Source organism: Ruegeria sp. O11, assembly GCF_056535285.1.
This window is the reverse complement of sequence record NZ_JBQERS010000017.1, coordinates 39941-62125: the sequence shown is the minus strand read 5'-3', so window position 1 is coordinate 62125 and position 22185 is coordinate 39941. Positions and strand designations below refer to the sequence as shown.

At 54.5% G+C, this 22185-nt stretch carries 16 protein-coding genes and 2 pseudogenes; 8 read left to right on the top strand and 10 right to left on the bottom strand.

Features of this window, described 5'->3' with window-relative positions; all coding sequences use genetic code 11:
* Positions 1 to 122: 122 nt before the first annotated feature.
* The 3 genes and pseudogenes from ACRZ91_RS20230 to ACRZ91_RS20220 all read right to left on the bottom strand — a co-directional run.
* Positions 123 to 350: pseudogene (locus ACRZ91_RS20230) on the bottom strand (DUF2924 domain-containing protein); the annotation flags it as partial.
* Positions 351 to 391: 41 nt separating this feature from the next.
* Positions 392 to 655: a DUF3489 domain-containing protein gene (locus ACRZ91_RS20225; RefSeq protein WP_480908156.1), complete on the bottom strand. Its 264-nt coding sequence runs from the start codon at positions 653 to 655 to the stop codon at positions 392 to 394.
* A gap of 306 nt (positions 656 to 961) precedes the next feature.
* The gene (locus ACRZ91_RS20220) at positions 962 to 3613 is read right to left on the bottom strand and encodes an AsmA family protein (RefSeq protein WP_480908154.1); all 2652 of its coding nucleotides are present in this window, start codon (positions 3611 to 3613) and stop codon (positions 962 to 964) included.
* Between the two features lie 949 nt (positions 3614 to 4562).
* On the opposite strand from ACRZ91_RS20220, the gene ACRZ91_RS20215 reads away from it, so the two are divergent.
* Entirely contained in the window at positions 4563 to 6605 is a 2043-nt protein-coding gene (locus tag ACRZ91_RS20215; protein WP_480908152.1) for an amidohydrolase, read from the top strand.
* A gap of 171 nt (positions 6606 to 6776) precedes the next feature.
* On the opposite strand, the pseudogene ACRZ91_RS20210 reads toward ACRZ91_RS20215, so the two are convergent.
* Positions 6777 to 7001 (bottom strand): annotated as a pseudogene (locus tag ACRZ91_RS20210) (site-specific integrase); the annotation flags it as partial.
* Complete coding sequence (locus ACRZ91_RS20205) at positions 6919 to 7113, bottom strand: FGGY family carbohydrate kinase (RefSeq protein WP_480908160.1); 195 nt, start codon at positions 7111 to 7113, stop codon at positions 6919 to 6921. The gene ACRZ91_RS20205 and the pseudogene ACRZ91_RS20210, both read right to left, overlap by 83 nt.
* 334 nt (positions 7114 to 7447) lie before the next feature.
* Between ACRZ91_RS20205 and ACRZ91_RS20200 the strand changes: the two genes are divergently transcribed.
* The 7 genes from ACRZ91_RS20200 (at position 7448) to ACRZ91_RS20170 (ending at position 14987) form a co-directional block, all read left to right on the top strand.
* Entirely contained in the window at positions 7448 to 8473 is a 1026-nt protein-coding gene (locus ACRZ91_RS20200; RefSeq protein ID WP_170780687.1) for a LacI family DNA-binding transcriptional regulator, read from the top strand.
* 94 nt (positions 8474 to 8567) lie between these two features.
* On the top strand, positions 8568 to 9872 hold the full coding sequence (locus ACRZ91_RS20195) for an ABC transporter substrate-binding protein (RefSeq protein ID WP_480908150.1): 1305 nt from the start codon (positions 8568 to 8570) through the stop codon (positions 9870 to 9872).
* Positions 9873 to 9979: 107 nt separating this feature from the next.
* Positions 9980 to 10846, top strand: coding sequence for a carbohydrate ABC transporter permease (locus tag ACRZ91_RS20190; protein ID WP_010443327.1), 867 nt, complete (start codon positions 9980 to 9982; stop codon positions 10844 to 10846).
* A gap of 12 nt (positions 10847 to 10858) precedes the next feature.
* Positions 10859 to 11689, top strand: coding sequence for a carbohydrate ABC transporter permease (locus ACRZ91_RS20185; RefSeq protein ID WP_010443328.1), 831 nt, complete (start codon positions 10859 to 10861; stop codon positions 11687 to 11689).
* A 12-nt stretch (positions 11690 to 11701) separates the two neighbouring features.
* Entirely contained in the window at positions 11702 to 12706 is a 1005-nt protein-coding gene (locus ACRZ91_RS20180) for an ABC transporter ATP-binding protein (RefSeq protein ID WP_480908148.1), read from the top strand.
* The gene (locus tag ACRZ91_RS20175; RefSeq protein WP_170543170.1) at positions 12703 to 13476 is read left to right on the top strand and encodes an L-iditol 2-dehydrogenase; all 774 of its coding nucleotides are present in this window, start codon (positions 12703 to 12705) and stop codon (positions 13474 to 13476) included. The genes ACRZ91_RS20180 and ACRZ91_RS20175 overlap by 4 nt, the downstream gene beginning before the upstream one ends.
* Positions 13476 to 14987, top strand: a complete 1512-nt coding sequence (locus ACRZ91_RS20170; protein ID WP_480908146.1) for a mannitol dehydrogenase family protein — start codon at positions 13476 to 13478, stop codon at positions 14985 to 14987. Before ACRZ91_RS20175 ends, ACRZ91_RS20170 begins: the two co-directional genes overlap by 1 nt.
* Before the next feature lie 666 nt (positions 14988 to 15653).
* Here the strand turns inward: ACRZ91_RS20170 and ACRZ91_RS20165 are convergent.
* The 5 genes from ACRZ91_RS20165 to ACRZ91_RS20145 form a co-directional block, all read right to left on the bottom strand.
* On the bottom strand, positions 15654 to 16736 hold the full coding sequence (locus ACRZ91_RS20165) for an ABC transporter ATP-binding protein (protein ID WP_480908144.1): 1083 nt from the start codon (positions 16734 to 16736) through the stop codon (positions 15654 to 15656).
* 3 nt (positions 16737 to 16739) lie between these two features.
* A complete protein-coding gene (locus ACRZ91_RS20160; protein WP_480908143.1) occupies positions 16740 to 18395 on the bottom strand; it encodes an alpha-glucosidase in 1656 nt (551 codons plus the stop codon).
* A gap of 9 nt (positions 18396 to 18404) precedes the next feature.
* Entirely contained in the window at positions 18405 to 19553 is a 1149-nt protein-coding gene (locus ACRZ91_RS20155) for a carbohydrate ABC transporter permease (protein ID WP_480908141.1), read from the bottom strand.
* Positions 19554 to 19565: 12 nt separating this feature from the next.
* A complete protein-coding gene (locus ACRZ91_RS20150) occupies positions 19566 to 20573 on the bottom strand; it encodes a carbohydrate ABC transporter permease (RefSeq protein ID WP_170476810.1) in 1008 nt (335 codons plus the stop codon).
* A 65-nt stretch (positions 20574 to 20638) separates the two neighbouring features.
* On the bottom strand, positions 20639 to 21994 hold the full coding sequence (locus ACRZ91_RS20145) for an ABC transporter substrate-binding protein (protein WP_480716487.1): 1356 nt from the start codon (positions 21992 to 21994) through the stop codon (positions 20639 to 20641).
* Positions 21995 to 22185: the final 191 nt, after the last annotated feature.

The following is a 22185-nucleotide window of genomic DNA, read 5'->3' as shown; positions in this document are numbered from 1 at the left end:
AGACGCGGAGTTGGCCATCTTCCAATACATCAACGGCTTCTACAATCCGCGACGGCGGCACTCAGCATTGGGCTGGAAAAGCCCGGTCGCCTTCGAACGGAAAGTGGCCTACCTCCGTTCCACTCCCGGACCAGATGAGACCCAGGCCTGGCGGTCGTGGGCAACACTTTCCCAGCCGCAATCTGCTTCAGGCGTCGGGTGGTTTTCGCCGACACACTGCCCAGCGCTTTGCTTTGCGTATCCCAGATCAGCACCCGCTTAATAAACTGTGGTGACAGATACTTTGGTGGCGAGCGTCCGAAGGTCTCGCGCCAGCACTCGAGACAGACGGCGCGATCGAAAGTTTCGATCTCTGATATCAGGATCTACATTTCTTCGGTTTGCTTCGTTTTCATTGGGTGCCCTGCTCTTCGACAATCCGGTAAACCGATCCCTTGTCGGTCTCCAGTCTGTCCACAACGCATCCCGCTTTGCGTTGCGCGGATATCGCGGCCTGTGCCGTATGAGCCTGCCAACCGAAGGTCTTTTGAAGTTGCGCGATTGTGACGCCGGATTTCCGCGTGAGCATTCTGTGAAGCTGCTTATGACGGGTCAGCTTTTTACCAAACTTTGTGGTTCTGGCCGAACTTAGCGATGCCGCATTTGGTGTAGTCATCGTGTTTCGCCACTCTGCGGGCAAAGGTCCACCCCTCGCCCCGTACTGAGTGGAGCCCGGTGATCCCGGGCGAATGCGACACAGACAGTACGGCTCTGAACCGCCAGGAAGTCCAGTCCAGTTTAAAAAAGTTCTCGCCTCAATAGATCCCAGGGCACAGGCTTCAGTGTCTGCTTTCCGCTCTTAAGCAGTCATCTGAGTAAAATGCTCGGATGTCAGCACCTAGCCCAAAGCAGAAATTGCATTTCGGAAGCAAAGTCTACCTTTCTGAACTTTAGATTTGACTTTAACTGATCGCCTCCGCCACTACTGCAGTTGTAAAATATCCGGAACGCAAAGTTTTCTTTTTACCGGCATTTTGTCCGCACCATCCGATCGTTTCAGTCTTTTTGGCCCGTCTTTGACCTTAACCTTCGGCTTAGCCAGCGGGCCCTTTAAAGTCACTGGCCAGGGGCTTTTCGAAAGAGGTTCTCCGATTTTGCGGGGTTGTAGATTTAAGTCCAAGGCCTTGCGAGTCAAATCAACAGCGCCAAAGACGACAACCTGGACGTGATCTGTTTCCAATGTGGTTTGTTTCGTCGAGAGGTTTCCATTAGAAATAATAATCGGCGCTCGCAAACATACAATTGGAGCTACCTTTTGTTTGTCCTTGGTAAACACCCAAGGTAGCACCCCAAGCCCCGCCAGATCTAAAAGCTGAGTCTCGATCGAGCCATCACGCAGTGAGACTGTGGCATTGCCGCTCATGCTGTTTGCAAAATGCTTGGGTGAATCGGTTCCGCCTGTAATCGAAAAATCTGCATAGACTGTACCGCTTGCGCCCTTTTTGAAGTTCAGGTTGTGAAGAATATCATCCAGCTGCCAGCCACCTGCATTGCCGGTCAAAGTGAGTAGATTCGCGTCGTTTGATAGATCCATTTGCCCGCTAACGTCGAAGCTTGCGCCTCCGTATTCAAACTTCAAAGGCCCAGCCTTAAGCTCGTTTTTGTTGAGCGTCAGTTCGCTCTGCAAACTGCTGATGCCTTTCGCACCCTCTATGTGACGAAGATCTACGTCGACATCCATATCCATACCGGACAAGAGAATTGAACGTCCGATAGGTTTAAGCGTTACATCTCTCAACGCACCTTGATCGCCTTCGTCTTCTTGCTTAGACCCTTTCTCCTCTGGCTCTGGACCGCCTATTTTCCGCAACTGTGCAGCGGCCTGTACGATAGTTCGGATCTGATCTATCTTTATCAGGTCACTCTCAATGGAACCCCGAAGCACCGGCTCACTTGTTGCATCATCTAGATCGGCCAATATCTGTAAGACAGAGTCGGCGACCTCAACATTGGCACTAGCGTTCCAATCGGTGCCTTCGCTAACAAGGTCGATTTCAAGGCGCGCCTGTCCGGTTTCGACGCGTTCAAGCGACAGGGCTTCCAAAAGGTCCGCTCCGGATGGGACTGAGACATCAATTCCCAAATCCAGGTCCTCGAATTTAAGTACATTCTTGACAGTGCCACGCACTTCAAGGTTCCAGACGTCCGTATCGCTTGTCTTCCCATCCAAATTCGTCAGCGAAAGCTGATTGATGTCACCGTTCAAGTGGAAGTCACCGGAAAACCTGCCAAGCTGGTCGTCTGGTCCCAACAATTCTGGCGAGATCAAACTGCTTGCCGGTATATCGATTAGGCCTTCTGCTGATATGCCTTGCAACTGAAGCGTGTCATCGACCGAACCGTTCAAAATGATAAACGGATCGGCGGGGTTTCCAATTCTCAGGTTGATGTTTCCGACCTTTAACGCGCCTTCTGGTGTTCTGGAAAGCTCGGAGAACTTAATCGGTGGCGGGCCTTCGCCGGACGTGTCCAACGTGAAGCCATTGGTCTTAATGACCATTTGTCGCTGCGGCACCTGCCCGGGTACGCTGTCAATAACCATGTCGACCGCGATAAGTTTAAGATCATATCGCGAGGCGGCTGGCGCTGGTTCCGCATCTTCTGGGTACAACCTAATTCGGGTTGTCAGCGATACGTCTTCCGGGTTGCCCAGTTCCCCGATCTGCCCCGTCAGCGAAAGGCTTTGCCCGCCATCCAACTCAGCCAATACAGATAGGCCGTCAATCCGTGCTACGCCGTCGACTGAATTGAACGTTGCACCAATATTCCCCGTACCGTCCAAAACTCGGTTAAGCTTCAGGATATCGAGAAGTTGGCCAAGTTCTGCAATCTCTATGCTCGTCTTCACTTGTAGGCCGTTTTCTTGCGGGACTTCATCTGCGGCAATCGCAATCTGTTCAAAGTTCAACGCCACTTGAAACGGGTCTTCCACGGGAAATGTCGCGTTCAGCTCAAACCTCTCTCCGTTTAGCGAACCGGCCCCGACTGCCGTCGCAACATCGGTTTCTGTATCACGCTTTAAGAGCAGCTCAGGAAGCTGCAGATCCAACTCAAGTCCGTTCAAATCGTTCTGATAAGAAATGGCGATATCAGTCAGATCAATTTTGCGGTCCGTTAGAATTCCGGCTAACAGCGGCGTCGGGGAATTTGCAGGTTTCCCGGCTTCAGCTTCGGTTTGGGAAATGGACTGCCAGTTTCCGAAGCCGTGTTTGTCTGTGATTAGGTTCAGATGAACACCTGAGAGCGAAAGACCACTCAGTGACAGTTTACTGTTCCAAAGGTCGCGCGCGGAAACTTCAAACTCGATCTCATCGATTACCGCAAGTTTCACATCAGCATTCTGAGAACCGGGTAGTTCCAGCCCTGTCGCTGACACCTGCAATTGCCAACCAAGTCCCAGACGCACTTCATCTTCAATTCTAACGTACTGACCAAGTTTCTTAGAGATCAGATTTTCGACGAAAGTAGTCCTGATCGAAGAAAACAACGCAGAAGACAGAAAAAGCCAAGCTGCCAACATAGCGACACACGCGACAGCGAAACAAATCAATATACCTTTTGCAACGTATCGCACGTACTTCTCCTAAATTTTCGATTCATCTAGTGGGCAGCCTAGACCATTTAATCATTAAGTTAATGGAATATATGGTCAGTAAATGTTCTGAAATCTGAATGATCTTGCCTATATAGCCGTTATTCTCGCCTATTTAGTCGAACCGCTAAGAAGCGAGTAATTGATAGACGTTCGACTAGTGCGTCACGCCCGGTTTCTAAACGGCAGGCTTGAGCGTTGCATGAGTGCTGACTAAATCGGTCCGACTATCCCTCCAACCGAAAGAAAGCAGGGTTCTTTCGATACCCTTCATTTATTCAGTAACTGCTACAAATGAATTCATAAAACAATGATGACACGACGAGTTCACTAGCCAGAAAACAAGAGGGCCAGGCTGCGTTGTGTTCCAGAGCAGGGGCCGTTACGAGGCAGATTGTTCACAATGTCCGGCTCCTTAGTCGGGGTCAATGTCGGTCTATTGCATCCATTGGGTGGGGGCCTATGGATCAAAGAGCGCTTTATGAGGCCTTGCGTTGGAAATGCTTTCCGTGTTGCTGCAGCTTGGCTTGCTGCCGTGTCATCACTAATGCTGGCACTTGGCTTATCAGATACAAATCTGCCCACGTGAACAGAATAACTCCCTCCCGCTTAGGATCGGGCGCCCCAGCATGGGAAGAGTTGGCAATTCGCCGTTCGGGGCAGTTTGCGTCAACAAGTGAAGTTCGACTGAATGCTAGCTTTGTCCCGCACTGCCGCCGTTGACCAGTTCGGGACAGCTCATATCCCCAACCAAAACTGTCAGATGACCACTGTGAGCCCAAAGCGGTCGGGGTCAGTCGCTAAATCAGAACATCATTTTGACTTAGAAACTTGGCGCTCAATTCAAAACCGGCACCAATTTTCCTTTCCACCTAAGATCATCTCGATGCTAGGCTCAAGTAAATTTCGTCTAAATGAGCATTGAAAAATTATGACCAAACTGAATGTTACCCGCCGCACTGCATTGACCATCCTTGGAAGCGCGTCAATGATCGCTATTTCTCATGCCACGTCTGCTCAAGCGGCTTCGTCATTGCAGGATTTTGGAAGCCAGCTTCAAACACTGCCCGAAATCACTGTTTACACAGCGCAGCGCGTCATCACCATGGAGGACAACGACCCTGCTATCAACGCGGTTGCCGTGGTCGGAGACCGTATTCTGGCCGCCGGTCCGCGCGACACACTTGTTGACCGGATTGGTTCGCAGCCGTTTCGACTGGACGATCAATTCTCCGAGAAAGTCATTATCGCCGGTTTGATAGACCAGCACGTGCATCCTTTCCTCGCCGGATTGACCCTGACCTCCGAGATCATATCCATCGAGGATTGGAACATTCCGACTGGCTTTTCGAAGGCCGCCGAGGATGAGGCGGATTATAAGTCTCGTTTGCAAGCCGCCGAAGCGGTAATGGATGATCCCGACGCTTTGTTGCTGACATGGGGGTATCACCACTTCTTTCATGGCGAGATCAGGCGCGCGCAACTCGACGAGATCAGCAGCACGCGCCCAATCATTATAGTCCACCGATCTGCGCACGAGTTGATCCTTAACACTCCCGCATTGGAGTTGCTGGGCATCACCGAAGACTTTGTTAATGGCTTTGCGGGGCTCGCGCTTGAGCAATCGAGCTTTGAAGACGGGTATTTCTTTGAGGCAGGAATGTTCGCCGTTCTTCCGGCGGTCGCACCCGTATTGGCAACTCCTGAACGCTTGGGCGCGGGCCTTAGACTGGCCCGAGAGTACATGCACCGTTCTGGCGTCACTGTTGCCGCAGAACCGGGAGGTGTGCTGTCTCGACCTCTGCAGGATGCAACCAACGCGGTTTTTTCAGGACCCGATACCCAACTCAGGACCTATTTCATACCTGACGGGAAATCCCTGGCTGCCTTGCACTTTCAAAATGGTTCGATGATTGAAGAGACCGAAAAACTGCTGGACTGGGGTGTAGGTAAGACGGCGTTCATGCCGAAGCAGGTGAAACTCTTCGCGGATGGCGCGGTCTACAGTTTGGCCATGCAGGTCTCGGAGCCTTATGTGGGTGGCGATTTCCACGGCGAGTGGATCATGCAACCCGACGAGTTCAATCCCGTATTCGATGCATATTGGGACGCGGGTTACCAAATACATGTTCATCAGACCGGCGACCTTGCTGTCGATTTGATTTTGGACGCCGTCGAGCGAAACATGCGCCGGATGCCGCGAGCTGATCACCGCACGACATTGGTTCACTTTGGTTATGCGAGAGAAGATCAAACAAAACGGATCGCTGAGTTGGGCTGCATCGTCAGCGGCAATCCATACTACGTAACCGCGCTGTCAGATCGATATAGCGAGCTTGGACTTGGTCCAGAACGTGCAGATGACATCGTGCCCCTTGGGCCAATTAAGGCCAACGGCATTCCCATCTCATTCCATTCTGATGTACCAATGGCTCCTGGTGAACCGCTATTCCTTGTTTGGGCTGGCGTAAACCGAACGACCTTCTCCGGCCGTGTCGCAGGCCCAGAACACCGCCTGTCGGTCGAAGGCGCTTTGCGGGCTGTGACTATTGATGCGGCCCAGTCCTTGCGATTGGAGGATGAGGTTGGCTCTATCGCTCCCGGCAAGTTGGCAAACTTCACCATCCTTGAAGAAGACCCATTCGAGGTGGAAGCCTACAAGATTAAGGACATCGGTATCTGGGGCACCGTACTCGAGGGTGACATTTTTCCAGTGTCAGACGACTTCGATCTCGACCGCGCGTCATTGTCGCCAACCCGGGATACAATAAATCCGCCAACAAAGCCGCTGTATGCGCTTGCTGATGTATCGGGCATCGCCCAGAAAGGCATGCTTGCCGGATGCTCGTGTTGCGCTTCACCCGTATCTCAGTCGTGCACGACATCTGCGGCGGGGCAAATCTCTGCAGTTAGCTGTTGCGGGACCAATGCGTTGGGGTGGGCCGTCGTGTCTGAATGGGCCTCCAAAGTTTAGATTGGAGCCAAGTTGAGATCGCATAATCAAGTGTCCGGAATGTCCGCAAGTAGGTCATCGAACGCAAAAGGAACAAGGTCTGCTATCCAGAGGAGCGGCCGTTCGCGTCTAGACGTTTGAACACTCGGTATAAGTTGAGATGACGGACGGCTGCTGCCGTCCGCCAAATCCTCAAAGATCGATCTTCTCTGCAATGCTCAATTCATCGTCGAGTTCGATTCCAAGATACCTAACCCTGCTATCTACTTTTGTATGTCCGAGCAGAAGCTGGATGGCCCGAAGGTTGCCGATCTTTTGATATATCAGAGCCGCCTTAGTGCGACGCAGGGAATGCGTCCCGTACCCACAAGGCTCTAGTCCGATGATAGACACCCATTTGCGGACGAGACACGCGTACACGCAGTTCATCGCATTTGATAGCGGCCCTGCTGTCATTCCAGAGGATTGCCGGGCGGATTGGGCACAGCTTACCATCCAGCAAAACGGCCCCGTGCATCTGTCCGGACAAACCGATGGCCTTCGTCTCTGACAGTGGGATTTGCGCTGCAAGCTGCTTCAACGCGTCACGCGTCTCCTGCTACCAAAGGTCTGGGTGCTGCTCTGACCAACCGGGTTGTGGCGAGGACGTCTCGATCCCTGCAGAAGATATCGCAAGAATACGATCAGTATCCGCGCAGACAATCTTGACCGCCGACGTTCCGATATCAATCCCGAGATGCATTTTCAAACCTCGACCTGCACAAACGTCCGGAACTTGTCTGACTCTTGATTTTTTGTCGCGCGTAAAGAATATGTAAAAATAGGATAAGATCAAGACGGCTATGATCCGCAGGCAGACTTGCATGACCAAAATTAAGAATATGGAAGAGTTCGCGGCGCTCAGCGGCATCTCGCGGCCCACGGTATCCAAATACTTCCACGATCCCGACAGCGTTCGCCCAACGACAAGGGCGCGTATCGAAGAGGCGCTCGAACGGTTTGACTATCGCCCGAATATCTATGCTGTGAACCAGAACCGGAAGCTGACCAAGAATATCGGCATCGTCGTGCCCTATCTGGCCGATCCGTTCTTTGCCGAAATCGCGCGCTATCTGGAGCAAAGCTGTATTGCGGCAGGCTATCGCCCTTCCCTCTTTAGCGCCCACGGAGAACAAAAGCTGGAAAACGAAATTCTGGATGGGCTGCAATCCATGAAGCCCGCCGGGGTTTTGTTGGCACCCCTGGGCCGGATTTCAGACCGATCGGCGATTGAGAAGTTCTGCGCCAACGTACCGACTGTTCTGTTTGACAGTAACCTTGATGGGCTGGGTGCTGCGTTTATCGGATCGGACAATTTCAGCTTTGTGTCTCAGACCGTTGAATACATGACCCGGACGGGCGAGCCTCCATCATTCTTTGAAATGCGCACACCTGCGAACCCAAACGCCAACAAACGAAGGAAGGCTTATGTCGCCATGATGGAGCGCCTCGGGTTCGAGCCGCATATCATCAAAGTCGACGGGAAAGGATGGGCTTTCGAAGAGATTGGGCACAGAGGCGCGCTGAAAGTTCTTGAAGAGCGTGAATTGAGAACGAACTCCGTTCTGTGCAGCAATGACCGGCTGGCTATTGGCTTTCTTGCGGCCTGCTATGAACAGGGGATTCGGGTCGGTCGGAAGGAGGGCTGCACGCTGCGCGTGGCCTCAAATGACGATCATCCGTTCGCAAAGTTTACCTGCCCTTCTCTCACAACAGCCGCGCACGACTATGACAACGTGGCCAGCCGAAGCGTCGAGACTTTGTTCGAACTTATTGAAAACGGTGGGAAATTTGAAACACGAACTGAGACACTTTTCCCCGCTCGACTTGTTTTAAGGGACTCTGCGTAGGTTATAATCTTAACGCGCGTAAAGTTTTTATTGACTGCGCGACAACTTTCACTCTACGCTCCCTGCACGACATCCAAGCTCAGGGAGGACAGGGATGTATCTGAAGCACGCACTTCGCGCGGCGACTGCATTGACATTCGTCGCCACGGCAGCAGCCCACGCGCAATCCATCACGATCGCCACAGTGAATAATGGTGACATGATCCGGATGCAGGGCTACACCGACAAATTTACTGAAGCGACCGGCATTGATGTTGAGTGGGTGACACTGGAGGAAAACGTGCTGCGTCAGCGCGTCACCACCGACATCACCACCAAAGGCGGTCAGTTCGATATCATGACCATTGGTATGTACGAGACACCGATCTGGGGGGCGAATGGTTGGTTGGTGCCGCTGGATGGTATGTCTGCTGAATATGATGTGGACGACATCTTGCCTGCCATGCGCAACGGGCTCAGCAATGACGGCACGCTCTATGCCGCCCCGTTCTATGGCGAAAGCTCGATGGTAATGTATCGTACCGACCTGATGGAAAATGCCGGGCTTGAGATGCCCGACGCGCCTACATGGCAGTTCATCCGCGAAGCCGCTGCGGCGATGACTGACCGGGACAACGACATCAACGGTATCTGCCTGCGCGGTAAAGCTGGTTGGGGCGAAGGTGGTGCCTTCATCACGGTGACCGGGAATTCCTTTGGCGCCCGTTGGTTCGACGAAGATTGGAAGCCGCAGTTCGATCAGCCTCAGTGGAAAGAGGCTCTGACCTTCTTTGTCGATATGATGAACGAGTCAGGCCCTGCTGGGTATGCAACCAACGGCTTCAACGAAAACCTGTCGCTGTTCCAGCAGGGCAAGTGCGGCATGTGGATTGACGCCACCGTTGCGGCGTCCTTCGTGACGAACCCGGACGACTCGACCGTGGCCGATCAGGTTGGCTTTGCGCTGGCACCGAACTCTGAAGGTGTCGACAAACGCGCCAATTGGCTCTGGGCTTGGGCTCTAGCCATCCCTGCGGGCACGCAGCAAGAAGATGCAGCCAAGCAGTTCATCGAATGGGCCACATCCAAGGATTACATCGAACTGGTAGCCGAGAACGAAGGCTGGGCCAATGTGCCTCCGGGCGCGCGAACTTCGCTGTATGAGAACCCCGAATACCAGAAGGTTCCGTTCGCCCAGAAAACGCTGGATTCGATCCTTGCAGCCGACCCGGATAACTGCTGCGCGCAACCGACACCCTATGTTGGCATCCAGTTCGTCGCGATCCCGGAATTTGCAGGTATCGCCACGCAGGTAAGCCAGGAGTTCTCGGCAGTCTATGCCGGACAGCAATCCGTGGATGAAGCGCTGGCCAAAGCGCAGGCCTTCACCGCAGAAGAAATGGAAGCCGCAGGTTACTGAGGCATCCCTCCCCGCGGGCGGGCAGAGTTCTGCCCCCCGCTCCGCCCTTCCACAACTCGCGTTTTTCTCGCAGGCTGGGTTACGCCTGAACAGAGAGGGTTTGCGTTATGGCTACTCAACATTCCCGATCCGTTGCTCGCCTGATGATGGCACCTGCAGTGGTCCTGCTACTTGGCTGGATGCTCGTGCCGCTGACGATGACGCTGTATTTTTCCTTCAAGAAATACCTACCGCTGCGCGGTGGGGATCTGGGCTGGGTCGGGTTCGACAACTATGTCCGGTTCGTCTCGTCCAGCTCCTTCTGGCCCGCTGTGCAGGCGACGCTGGTGATCGTAGGCGGTGTGCTGGTGATCACGGTGGTGCTGGGCATCCTTCTGGCGATGCTGCTGGACCAGCCCATGTGGGGTCAGGGTGTTGTCCGCATCCTCGTGATCGCACCCTTCTTCGTCATGCCGACGGTTTCTGCGCTGGTCTGGAAGAATATGTTCATGGATCCAGTCAATGGCTTGCTGGCCCATCTGTGGCGCTTTTTCGGGGCCGAGCCAATCTCATGGCTCTCCGAGGCGTCGATGACGTCGATCATCATGATCGTCTCATGGCAGTGGCTGCCCTTCGCGACGCTGATCCTGCTGACCGCAATTCAGTCGCTGGACAGTGAGCAGCTGGAAGCAGCCGAAATGGATGGTGCCCCGGTGCTGAAGCGGTTCTATCACATAGTCCTGCCGCACCTCAGCCGCGCGATAACCATCGTGATCCTGATCCAGACGATCTTTCTTCTGTCGATCTTCGCCGAGATCTTCGTGACCACTGGCGGTGCATTCGGCACACGCACCCTCACCTACCTGATCTTCCAGCGTGTGTTGGAAAGCCAAAATGTAGGTCTTGGATCAGCCGGAGGTGTCTACGCCATCATCCTTGCCAATATCGTTGCCATCTTCCTGATGCGCATCGTCGGCAAAAATCTGGACGCGTGAGGAGGAACGACCATGGCCCGCGCCGTCACATCCCGTCGTAAATCGCTGAACACCGCCCTTGCCTGGGCCGTTGGTCTGCTGATCTTTTTCCCGATCCTCTGGACGATCCTGACCAGCTTCAAGACCGAAGCGCAGGCCATCGCAAGCCCGCCGCTGTTTCTGAACTTCGATTGGACGCTAGAGAACTATGCCATCGTACAGGAACGTTCCGACTACATGCGGTTCCTGTGGAATTCGGTGATCATCGCAGGTGGATCAACCATTCTTGGCGTGATCATCGCAGTCCCCGCAGCCTGGGCGATGGCTTTCGTCCCGTCCAAGCGGACCAAAGATATCCTGCTGTGGATGCTGTCCACCAAAATGCTACCTGCAGTGGGTGTTCTCTACCCGATCTATCTGCTGTTCATCCGGTTGGGTCTACTGGACACGCGCGGGGGGCTGGTCGTGGTGCTTATGCTGATCAACCTGCCGATCATCGTCTGGATGCTTTACACCTATTTCCGCGAAATTCCCGGTGAGATTCTGGAAGCCGCCCGGATGGATGGCGCCACGCTGAAAGAGGAAATCCTCTATGTGCTGACGCCCATGGCCGTGCCCGGCATTGCCTCGACGGTTTTGCTGAACTTTATCCTTGCATGGAATGAGGCGTTTTGGACGCTCAACCTGACGGCCGTTGACGCGGCCCCGCTGACCGCCTTCATCGCCAGCTATTCCAGCCCCGAAGGCCTGTTCTTCGCCAAGCTCAGCGCGGCATCGACCATGGCGATTGCACCAATCCTCATCCTTGGCTGGTTCAGCCAGAAACAACTTGTCCGCGGCCTGACTTTCGGCGCTGTGAAATAAGGAAGACGACTTATGGGACGTATTCAACTCAAGTCAGTGACCAAAAGCTTCGGCGATGTAGAGGTCATTCCACCGCTGGACTTGACCATTGGAGACGGAGAATTCACCGTCTTCGTCGGCCCCTCGGGTTGCGGCAAGTCCACTCTGCTGCGGCTCATTGCAGGGCTGGAGGATATCACGTCGGGCTCCATCGACATTGATGGTGCGGATGCAACCGACGTGCCGCCTGCCAAACGCGGTTTGGCGATGGTCTTCCAGTCCTACGCTCTGTATCCGCACATGACCGTACGCAAGAACATCGCGTTTCCTCTGCGCATGGCCAAACTGGATCAAGCCGAGATCGACAAACGTGTTGAAGGTGCCGCGAGCGTTCTAAACCTGACCGATTATCTGGACCGGCGCCCGGGGCAATTGTCGGGTGGGCAGCGTCAGCGCGTTGCAATAGGCCGGGCTATCGTACGCGAACCCGCCGCGTTCCTGTTCGACGAGCCTCTTTCGAATCTCGACGCAGCCTTGCGCGTCGGCATGCGGTTGGAGATCAGCGAACTTCACGAACGCTTGGCGACCACGATGATCTACGTGACCCACGATCAGGTTGAGGCGATGACAATGGCCGACAAGATCGTCGTTCTTCAGGCCGGTGTGATCGAACAGGTCGGCAGCCCGCTTGAGCTATACCGGACGCCGCGAAACCTGTTTGTTGCAGGGTTCATCGGCTCGCCTAAAATGAACTTCATTGAAGGTGAAGAGGCCGCGAAACACGATGCCCAGACCATTGGCATCCGTCCTGAACACATCACCGTTTCCGAAACCGGAGGTGAATGGTCCGGAGTAGTTAGCGTCTCTGAGCACCTTGGCTCGGACACCTTCTTTCACGTCCACGAGACCGGCCTGGCTGAAACAATCACAGTCCGTGCAGATGGCGAAGTGGGCTTCCGCCACGGGGATCGCATTCATATGACACCGCGGGCTGACGTAATCCACCGGTTCGACGCGAAAGGCTTGCGGATCGAATGACACGCTTGGCTGGCAAAACCGCCCTGATCACCGGGGCTGCGCGAGGCATCGGATTGGCCTTTGCCAAAGCTTACGTCACCGAGGGCGCACGTGTTGCCATCGCAGACATCGACATCCAGCGCGCGAGAGACGCAGCTTCTGAAATCGGTGAGGCTGCTTTGGCTATCGAGATGGATGTGACCAACCAGCAGAGCATAGATGAGGCGGTGGCAAAAACAGCTGCCCATTTCGGTCTCATTGATATCTTGATAAACAACGCAGCCATTTTCACCGCCGCACCAATCGTTGAGATCGAGCGCATGGATTATGACCGCGTTTTTGACATCAACGTTGCTGGCACCTTGTTCACCATGCAAGCCGTCGCGCGCCACATGATTGAAAAAGGGACCAGAGGCCGGATCATCAATATGGCGTCACAGGCCGGGCGAAGGGGTGAACCTTTGGTCGCTATCTACTGCGCCAGCAAGGCGGCAATCATTTCTCTGACTCAATCGGCGGGGCTGAACCTGATATCTCACGGTATCAACGTGAACGCGATTGCCCCCGGTGTCGTCGATGGCGAACACTGGGACGGCGTAGATGCGTTCTTCGCAAAACACGAAGGCAAACCCCCCGGCCAAAAGAAACGCGAAGTCGCCGCAACCGTCCCTTATGGTCGCATGGGCCGGGCAGATGACCTGACCGGGATGGCTGTATTTCTGGCTTCTGACGATGCCAATTACATCGTCGCACAAACCTACAATGTAGACGGCGGAAACTGGATGAGCTGATGGATCCTGCAGCGAATGCAAAAACTCCGGTGCGACTGCGACTTGACAGCCTTGCAGACCTGCCCGCTACCGTCAGGCACCCTGCCTATCGGCGGTCGGATCTGACGCCGGGCATCGTCCATATCGGGCTTGGCAATTTTCACCGTGCGCATCAAGCGTGGTACATTCACCAGTTAATGCAGCAAGGCCAAGCCCATGATTGGGCGATCATCGGGGCCGGCATGCGAAACTACGACGCGGAGATGAGAGAGCGTCTGCTGGCACAGGACTGTCTGACCACGTTGATTGAACTAGATCCCACAAGGACAACCGCCGAGGTCATTGGTCCGATGGTTGACTATTTACCGATTGAGGCAGGTAATGTTGCCTTAGTCCAGAAGATGGCCGACCCTGCCGTTCGTATTGTTTCTCTCACAGTTACCGAAGGCGGGTACTATCTAATCTCCAACACCGGTGCGCTTAACACCGATCACGAAGATATTCGCTACGATGCGGCAAACCCCAACCTGCCCCGAACGGCCTTTGGCTCCATAGTCGCGGCACTCAAACAGCGCCGTGCAAATGGCTTCAAACCCTTCACCGCGCTAAGCTGCGACAACCTTCAGGGCAACGGCACAATCCTGCGGAACTGCGTAGTCGGCTTGGCGCGCATGTCTGATCCTGATCTGGCCAACTGGATTGACCAAAACGGCGCATTCCCCAACTCGATGGTAGATTGCATCGTGCCAGCAACGACTGACGAGTTGGTATCGCAATGCCACATCCTTGGTGTGGATGACCGCGCTCCTGTCTCGCACGAGAACTTTCGTCAATGGGTGATCGAGGATGAATTCTGCGCCGGGCGACCACCCCTCGAGCAGGTCGGGGTAACGCTGACCCAGAATGTTCACAGCTATGAGTCAATGAAACTCCGCATTTTGAACGGAGGTCACCAGCTTCTCGCAAACGTTGGGGAAATTTTGAATGTCCCGACGATTTCATCCTGCATGCAGGATCCGGACATCCTGGCATTCTTCAGAACGGTTCAGATCGAAGAGATTCTGCCTCATGTCGAAGCTGTCCCCGAAACGACAGCGAAAGAGTACCTTGAGTTGGTTGAGAGGCGATTTGCAAACACAGCGATTCATGACACAACTCGCAGGGTCGCGTTCGACGGATCAGCGCGGCATCCGGGATTTCTACTGCCATCGCTACGCGATGCACTTGCATCGGGCTCTTCAGTAATCGGGCTTGCGCTGGCCGAAGCATTCTGGTGCCGGATGTGTGCGGGGGTTCGTGAAGACGGTTCCGAAATCGCCCCGAATGATCCCCTTTGGGAAAATCTATGTGAAACCGCGTTGGCTGCCAGAACCGATCCAGGACTGTGGCTGGAACAAAGTCTGTACAGCGGTGACTTTGACCGCGGCACACAATTTTCCAACGCCTTTGCCTCGTGGCTAACCAAGATCTGGCAGCGTGGTAGCCGAGCAGTATTAGCTGAGTATGTCGCGACCAATTCATTGTCGCACTAACTTCGCGTTACTTCGATCAATGGGTCGCGGACACACATTGTTGTTTTAGGATGGAACGGCAATGTCCGCCTCAGACACTCGGCCTTCGAAAAATACTGTTACAGCCACAGCCTGCTTCCCTCCGATCCCGCAAAACATCGAATGACCGACAAGGCACCAAATACCAAAGTGATCAAAAGCAGAAATGTGCGACACAAAACTCGACTCAAACCGACTTACGAGCACTGCCAATTGAGCAAAATTCCTTTATATTTTTAAATTTCAATATGTTGACAATAGACCCTGCCACTCCAGCCACGAATTCACGAAAACCAATGAAACCTAGGGGCAAAATCTGTGCCTGACACGCAGTGTGTACCAGTCCTCAGTCACTGTAGATTAGAGTGCAACGCACCCCAATGCGCGAAAGCGCGCTGACACGTCCGGTCAATATCTAATCACAGCTCTGATCTTTGGATCCGTCGAGCGGCCGGTCGAAATGGCACCGGAGAGAGAAATCGTGCTCGTTCGGTCCAGCATGTGAGGACGCGGAGTTGAATTGGCAACTTGATGCGCCGCTGAGAACCGAGATTTCAAGCACCAGACAAACTCAAATCTTAAGTCGCGATCACGCCAGGCGAATTGAATCTTACCTGACTGGGCCAAGCCCCATCCGACCGCGTGCAGTTAGCGACGCATCGATTGTCCGTTGTGGAACAAGTGCACCTTTTCCGGAGGGGCAGTGACGGATACGCTTTGCCCTCGCAGATTGCGCTGAACTCCCGGCAGTTTAGCGATCACTGCCTCTCGTCCCTCGGGCGCTGCAAAGTAAAGCAATGTAACCTCACCCAGAGCTTCGGTGAAATCCACAACACCTGAGTAGATCGCGCCGGCCTCAGTCATCTCCAGATCTTCGGGCCGAACGCCGATATTGACCTGTTTGCCTTCATCCGCTGCCTCTGTTTGGATGGATGAGACCGCAACACCGCCGTCGTCCAGTGTTACGGTCGTCGTCTCTCCGGTCGAGGTGATAGTACCCGGCAACAGGTTCATTGCAGGCGAGCCAATGAACTGCGCGACGAATTCATTGTCAGGCGTCTCATACAATTCCAGCGGAGTACCAACCTGCGCAATTCCTTTGTTGGCCAGAACGACGATGCGGCTGGCGAGCGTCATCGCCTCAACCTGATCGTGGGTGACGTAGATCATCGTGCTGTCAGGCATCGCTTCTTTCAGACGAGCGATCTCGATCCGCGTCGCTACGCGCAGGGCGGCATCCAAGTTCGAAAGCGGCTCGTCGAACAGATAGACCTTCGGATCGCGAACAATGGCACGACCGATGGCTACGCGTTGGCGCTGACCGCCGGACAACGCCTTGGGCAGGCGATCTAGCAATGGCTCAAGCTGCAAGATCTGCGCCGCACGTTCTACTGCGGCATCAACCTCGGCACTGGGCAACTTGGCGATCTTGAGCGCGAAGGCCATGTTCTCGCGCACCGTCATATGCGGATAAAGCGCATAGGACTGGAACACCATCGCGATGCCTCGCTGTGCGGGTGGTACGTCATTGACCACCTGCCCTTCGATCTCAAGCGTTCCGCCCGTGATCTTTTCAAGGCCCGCGATCATCCGCAGCAGAGTAGACTTGCCGCAACCTGATGGGCCGACGAAGACAATCAATTCGCCTTGCTCGATCTCGAGATCGATATGCTTCAGAACATCGACCGGGCCATAGGATTTGGCCACATCTGTAAGCTTGAGTTCCGACATGGTTTACCTCTTTTCCCGAGCCAATAGACAGAATTGAGCGGCGTTCAGCATCAACGTGCCTTCCCCGCGAACGCCGCCCAACATCTCCCCGATTACTTTCCAGTCGCCTTCTGGCAGTGTCACGTCCACCGGATCGTCACCCAGATTGAAGGCGCAGAAAACCTGCTCTGCTTCATCCTCGCGGGTGAAGGTCAAGACCGAACCGATTTGTGACATCCCTGTCTGCTTGCCGGACATCAGTGCCGAGTGCGCATGGCGCAAAGCAATCGCATGGCGGTAGTGGTGTAGCATCGACGCCGGGTCTTGTTCCAACCGGTCCACCGCCCGCTCAGCTTGAGTGGCACTGACCGGCAACCAGGGGCGACCCGCGCTGAACCCGGATTGTTCGTCCTGCGCGGCCCAGACCATTGGTGTGCGACATCCGTCACGGCCTTTGAATTCAGGCCAGAATTCGATGCCATAGGGGTCTTGCAAATCCTCGAACGCAACATCCGCCTCGGGAAGACCCAGTTCCTCTCCCTGATACAGGCAGGCCGAGCCACGCAGGCACATCATGAGAACGGCGTGCTGCCGGACAGCTGCATCGTCCAAACCCCAACGCGAAGCATGGCGTTGCACGTCGTGGTTCGAGAAGGCCCAACAGGGCCATGCATCACCCGCCTTGTCCTCAAGCTGGTCAAAAACCTGCTTTGCGTAAGCTGCAGTCAAAGCCCGCTTTTCAAGGAATTCGAAGGCATAGCACATGTGCATCCGCTTATCACCACTGGTGTATTCCCCCATGATCTCCAACCCGCGCTGTGCGTCACCGACCTCACCCAGACAGGCGCGGCCTTCATATTCGTCAGTCAGGGCGCGCAGCCGTTCTAGGAAGGCGATATTCTCGGGCTGGCTTTTGGAATAGAGGTGGTCCTGATGGTTATACGGGTTCACCATCGGGGCAATTGACGCGTTGCGTTGATCCATCGGCAGGCCGGGATTGTCGCGCAACTGAGCGTCGTGGAAATAGAAGTTGATCGTGTCCAGACGAAACCCATCGACTCCCAAATCCAACCAAAACCGAGCGACATCCAGCAGGGCATCCTGAACATCTTTGCAATGGAAATTCAGATCGGGCTGTGACGTGAGGAAGTTGTGCAGATAATACTGCAGACGCCGCGCATCCCACTGCCAGGCCGAGCCGCCAAAGATCGAAAGCCAGTTGTTCGGAGGTGTCCCGTCCGGTTTGGGATCAGCCCAGACATACCAATCGGATTTCGGGTTCTCGCGGCTGGCGCGGCTTTCACTGAACCATGGATGCTGATCCGACGTATGCGAAAGCACGAGGTCGATCATCACCTTCAGCCCATGCGCATGAGCCTGATCCAAAAGTTCTTTGAAATCCGCCATGGTGCCGAACATCGGATCGACATCGCGGTAATCGCTGACGTCATAACCGAAATCCTTCATCGGAGATTTGAAGAACGGCGATATCCAGATCGCATCAACCCCCAGCGAGGCGATATAGCCAAGCCGCTGTGTGATGCCCTTTAGGTCTCCGATCCCGTCGCCATTGCTGTCCTGAAAGCTGCGCGGATAGATCTGATAGATCACCCCGCCTCGCCACCAGTCAAACGACGTCTTGGTTGTTTCGAATGCTGTCGCGTTGGTCTGCACGTTCATCACACGCCCTTATTTTACGGAACCGGCCAGCAAGCCGCGAACCAGATATTTCTGCATTGCAAAGAAGACGGCCAACGGCACCGCGATTGAGACAAACGCCGCCGTGGCCAGGATTTCCCAGTTACCACCCCGCGTGCCCAACAGCTCGACAATACGGTTGGTCATTACCGTGGTCTGGCCACTGGCATCGATCAGGAACACTTTGGCAACCAGCAGATCGTTCCATGTCCACAGGAACTGGAAGATCGCAAAGGATGCCAGTGCCGGGAAGCTGAGCGGCAGGATAAGCTTGGTGAATATCTGAAACTCAGTCGCACCATCGACCCGCGCGTTCTCGATCAGATCACGCGGCAGCCCGGCCATGTAGTTCCGCAACAGATAGATCGCCAGCGGCATCCCGAACCCGGTATGGGCCATCCAGACACCCAGATATCCTTTGCCTATGCCGATATTGAGATGCAGCTTCAGCAACGGGATCAACGCCAGTTGCAATGGCACCACCAACAGCCCAACCACTGCAGCGATCAGCAGGGCTCGCCCCGGAAAGTCCATCCAAGCCAGCGCGTAAGCCGCAAAGGCTGCGACAAGAATTGGGATTATCGTTGCCGGGATCGTCACCGTCAGGGTATTGAAGAACGCCTTGCCCATACTGTCTGAACTATTTGCGTTGAACAGAACATGGGCATAGTTCTCGAAGGTGAATTCAGGTGGCAGAGTTGTGGTCACAAAGACCCGGGGGCCGCGCTTACCCGAAAACTCTTCGGTGTTCTCCATGCGATAGTCGCCATTGGCCTGAACCGTGATCGTCCCGCCGCGACGCAGCTCGGCTGTTTCCCCCGGAGCAAAGGCATCAATCGCGCGCGAATTCACACCCCATCGCGAAATGTCCGAGGCCCGCTCACCTTCGAAGATATTGCCTTCGATTACATAGAGACCATCCTGCAAGACTTGCGTTTCAGGTGCAGCCGCGCGCAGAGTCAGGTTCTGCTCAGACGGGAAGAGGGCCCGCCACCAACCACTACTGGCAATTTGATCCCCTGTTCTGAAGGACGAAATCAACAAACCCAGTGTAGGGAATACCCACAGTACGACCAGCAATACGACCGAGGCGTGTACAACCCATCTAAGGGCTGGGCGGGTTCCTGCAATATCACTCATATCCCCAACCTCCTACTGCATTTCTTTGCGCGCATTGCGCACGTTCCAGATCAGGATCGGTGTCACCAGCAACATGATCACCATGGCGGATGCCGACCCCACGCCCCAGTCATTGGCGCGGAACATCTTGTCGTACATGTAATTGGCCAGAACCTGCGTCTCCCACTGGCCATTGGTCATGGCAAAGACGATGTCAAAGACCTTGAGCACAACGATTGTAATGGTGGTCCAAACCACCATGATCGTGGTCTTGATCTGTGGCACTTTGATCTTAAAGAAAATCTGAAACGGGTTGGCCCCGTCCAAAATGGCGGCCTCAATGGTCTCTTCCGGGATACCGCGCAAGGCAGCAGACAAGATGACCATGGCAAAGCCGGTTTGAATCCAGACCAGCACAATCATCAGGAAAAAATTATTCCAGAATGGAAGCGTCAGCCAAGTATGCGTCTCGGTTCCACCAAAGAAGATATAGATCGCGTTCAGGACGCCGATCTGATCCTGATCGGGTGGGCGCGCATCATAGACCAATTTCCAGATCACCGAGGCACCCACGAAGGAAATCGCCATCGGCATAAAGATCAGCGACTTAGCGACATTGCCCCAACGAATGCGATCCGTGAGCTGCGCGACTAACAGGCCAAAGGCAGTGGACATCGCAGGCACAACAATCAGCCAAAGCATGTTGTTGCGCATTGCCTCCCAGAATTTGGGCTCGGCGAGCATTTGGGAGTAGTTATCGAAACCCGCCCATTCGTATCCGCCACCGGCTACGCGATCGGTCAGCGAAAGGCGCAGTGTTTCGAATACCGGATAGGCAAGATAGACCCCAAGCGCGAGGATCGCGGGAAGCAGGAACAACCAGGGCCGGATCATGTTCGCGCGGTTGATATTACGCCCCGCATTAGGACCACGCGCAGGAAACAGGACCTTATCCAAGAACTGGTTGGACAGATAGAAATAGCCCACGCATCCCGACACACCGATTACGATTGTTAGCAGGCCCTGAATTGCCGGATTCATGGCGTCCTCTCCCTTGCTAGGGTTCCGGGCAACCTGAATGATAGGTTGCCCAAAGGTTCAGTGGTTTACTTGAGTGCGTCCCAGGACGACTGGATTTCGCTGGTGACATCTTCGGCGGATTTACCTCCGGTGTAGTCGACCATCCCGGTCCAGAATGTACCCGCGCCCACGGCGCCCGGCATCAGGTCAGATCCATCAAAGCGGAAGGTCGTCGCACCCAACAGAATGTCACCCAGACCACGCAGAGTATCGTCCTTGTAGGCTTCGGTGTTAACGCCTTTATGCGGGGTCAGGAAACCTGTTTGCGCCATCATCACCTCATGCGCGATTGGCTCTTTCAGGAACTCCATGAACGCGCTAGTCGCATCCGAGGGATTACTGACGGCCATCAGCGTACCACCGCCTAGAACCGGGTTACCCAAGTCTTTGTCGGCGAAAGACGGCATATAGAAGAAGTCTGCATCGAGACCGAACTCAACATCTTCGGGGAAAAAGGCCGGAACGAACGAGGCCTGACGGTGCATGTAGCATTGCGGCGGCGATGAGAACATGCCTTTGGGACTGTCGCGGAAGTCAGTCGAGGCCACGGCCCCTGCCCCACCAGAAACCTTCGCGTCATCGCGTGCAAACCAGCCGAATTCTTCGATTGCGGCGATCACGCGTGGATCATCAAACGGTATCTCATTTGTCACCCACTGGTCATAAACTTCAGGCGGCTGCGTCCGCAGCATCATGTCTTCCACCCAGTCAGTCGCTGGCCAGCCCGTGGCGGCACCCGATCCTAGACCAATGCACCAAGGTGTCTCACCGTCAGCGACGATCTGTTCAGTCAGTGCTTTCAGTTCCTCCATGGTCGCTGGCACTTCGTACCCGGCATCCTCGAAGTTCTCCGGGTTGTACCAAACCAGAGACTTGACGTTCACGTTGTAGAAGAAGCCGTACATCTGGTCATTTCCATCGGCATCTTTATAGGTGCCTAGGTCAACCCATGAATTTCCGGCCGCATAGTTGTCGCCAACCCAACTGGCCATGTCTTCACCCAAAGGCGTTAGTTGCCCTTTGGAGGCCATGATCGCCGCCAGTCCGGGCTGAGGGAATACGGCGATGTTCGGGGCGGAACCCGCTTCGGCATCGATAACGATCTGCTGCTCGAAACTGTCAGAGCCAGTGTAGATCACATCCGCGCCGGTCGCCGCCTCGAAATAGGCGGTCATATTGTTGAAATAACCATCTTCCGGCGTCAACCAAGGACCAGCGATAGTGACGGTCTGACCGCTCAGATCAGGCGCACTTTCAGCCCAGGCATTATAGCTATCCCAGTTGAACGGCCCCTCACCAGGTGTGAAGGCCAAGTCTTCGGCATACGCGGTCCCTGCCAGCAGAGCGGTCACTGCCGCACCTGCATAAAGCGAGCGTTTCATGAATTTTCCTCCCAGACTTTACGGCGCAAACGAGATTCGTTTTCAAAGCGCTTTGGATAGGTCACTTTATCCGCTAACATTCCGAGTCTGTCAACATCTCGCAAATAGTTGCTGTAATATTGAGTTATTAGATTCAAATATCAAAACGGGTTGACGGAACCTGAAATTCCAAACAAAACAATAGAACCGCA

Coding starts and splice junctions, on each gene's coding strand:
- ACRZ91_RS20180 (WP_480908148.1), top strand. CDS start 11,702: ATGGGACGTATTCAACTCAAGTCAGTGACCAAAAGCTTCGGCGATGTA.
- ACRZ91_RS20150 (WP_170476810.1), bottom strand. CDS start 20,573: ATGAATCCGGCAATTCAGGGCCTGCTAACAATCGTAATCGGTGTGTCG.
- ACRZ91_RS20200 (WP_170780687.1), top strand. CDS start 7,448: ATGACCAAAATTAAGAATATGGAAGAGTTCGCGGCGCTCAGCGGCATC.
- ACRZ91_RS20215 (WP_480908152.1), top strand. CDS start 4,563: ATGACCAAACTGAATGTTACCCGCCGCACTGCATTGACCATCCTTGGA.
- ACRZ91_RS20165 (WP_480908144.1), bottom strand. CDS start 16,736: ATGTCGGAACTCAAGCTTACAGATGTGGCCAAATCCTATGGCCCGGTC.
- ACRZ91_RS20160 (WP_480908143.1), bottom strand. CDS start 18,395: ATGAACGTGCAGACCAACGCGACAGCATTCGAAACAACCAAGACGTCG.
- ACRZ91_RS20145 (WP_480716487.1), bottom strand. CDS start 21,994: ATGAAACGCTCGCTTTATGCAGGTGCGGCAGTGACCGCTCTGCTGGCA.
- ACRZ91_RS20185 (WP_010443328.1), top strand. CDS start 10,859: ATGGCCCGCGCCGTCACATCCCGTCGTAAATCGCTGAACACCGCCCTT.
- ACRZ91_RS20170 (WP_480908146.1), top strand. CDS start 13,476: ATGGATCCTGCAGCGAATGCAAAAACTCCGGTGCGACTGCGACTTGAC.
- ACRZ91_RS20195 (WP_480908150.1), top strand. CDS start 8,568: ATGTATCTGAAGCACGCACTTCGCGCGGCGACTGCATTGACATTCGTC.
- ACRZ91_RS20155 (WP_480908141.1), bottom strand. CDS start 19,553: ATGAGTGATATTGCAGGAACCCGCCCAGCCCTTAGATGGGTTGTACAC.
- ACRZ91_RS20190 (WP_010443327.1), top strand. CDS start 9,980: ATGGCTACTCAACATTCCCGATCCGTTGCTCGCCTGATGATGGCACCT.
- ACRZ91_RS20175 (WP_170543170.1), top strand. CDS start 12,703: ATGACACGCTTGGCTGGCAAAACCGCCCTGATCACCGGGGCTGCGCGA.
- ACRZ91_RS20225 (WP_480908156.1), bottom strand. CDS start 655: ATGACTACACCAAATGCGGCATCGCTAAGTTCGGCCAGAACCACAAAG.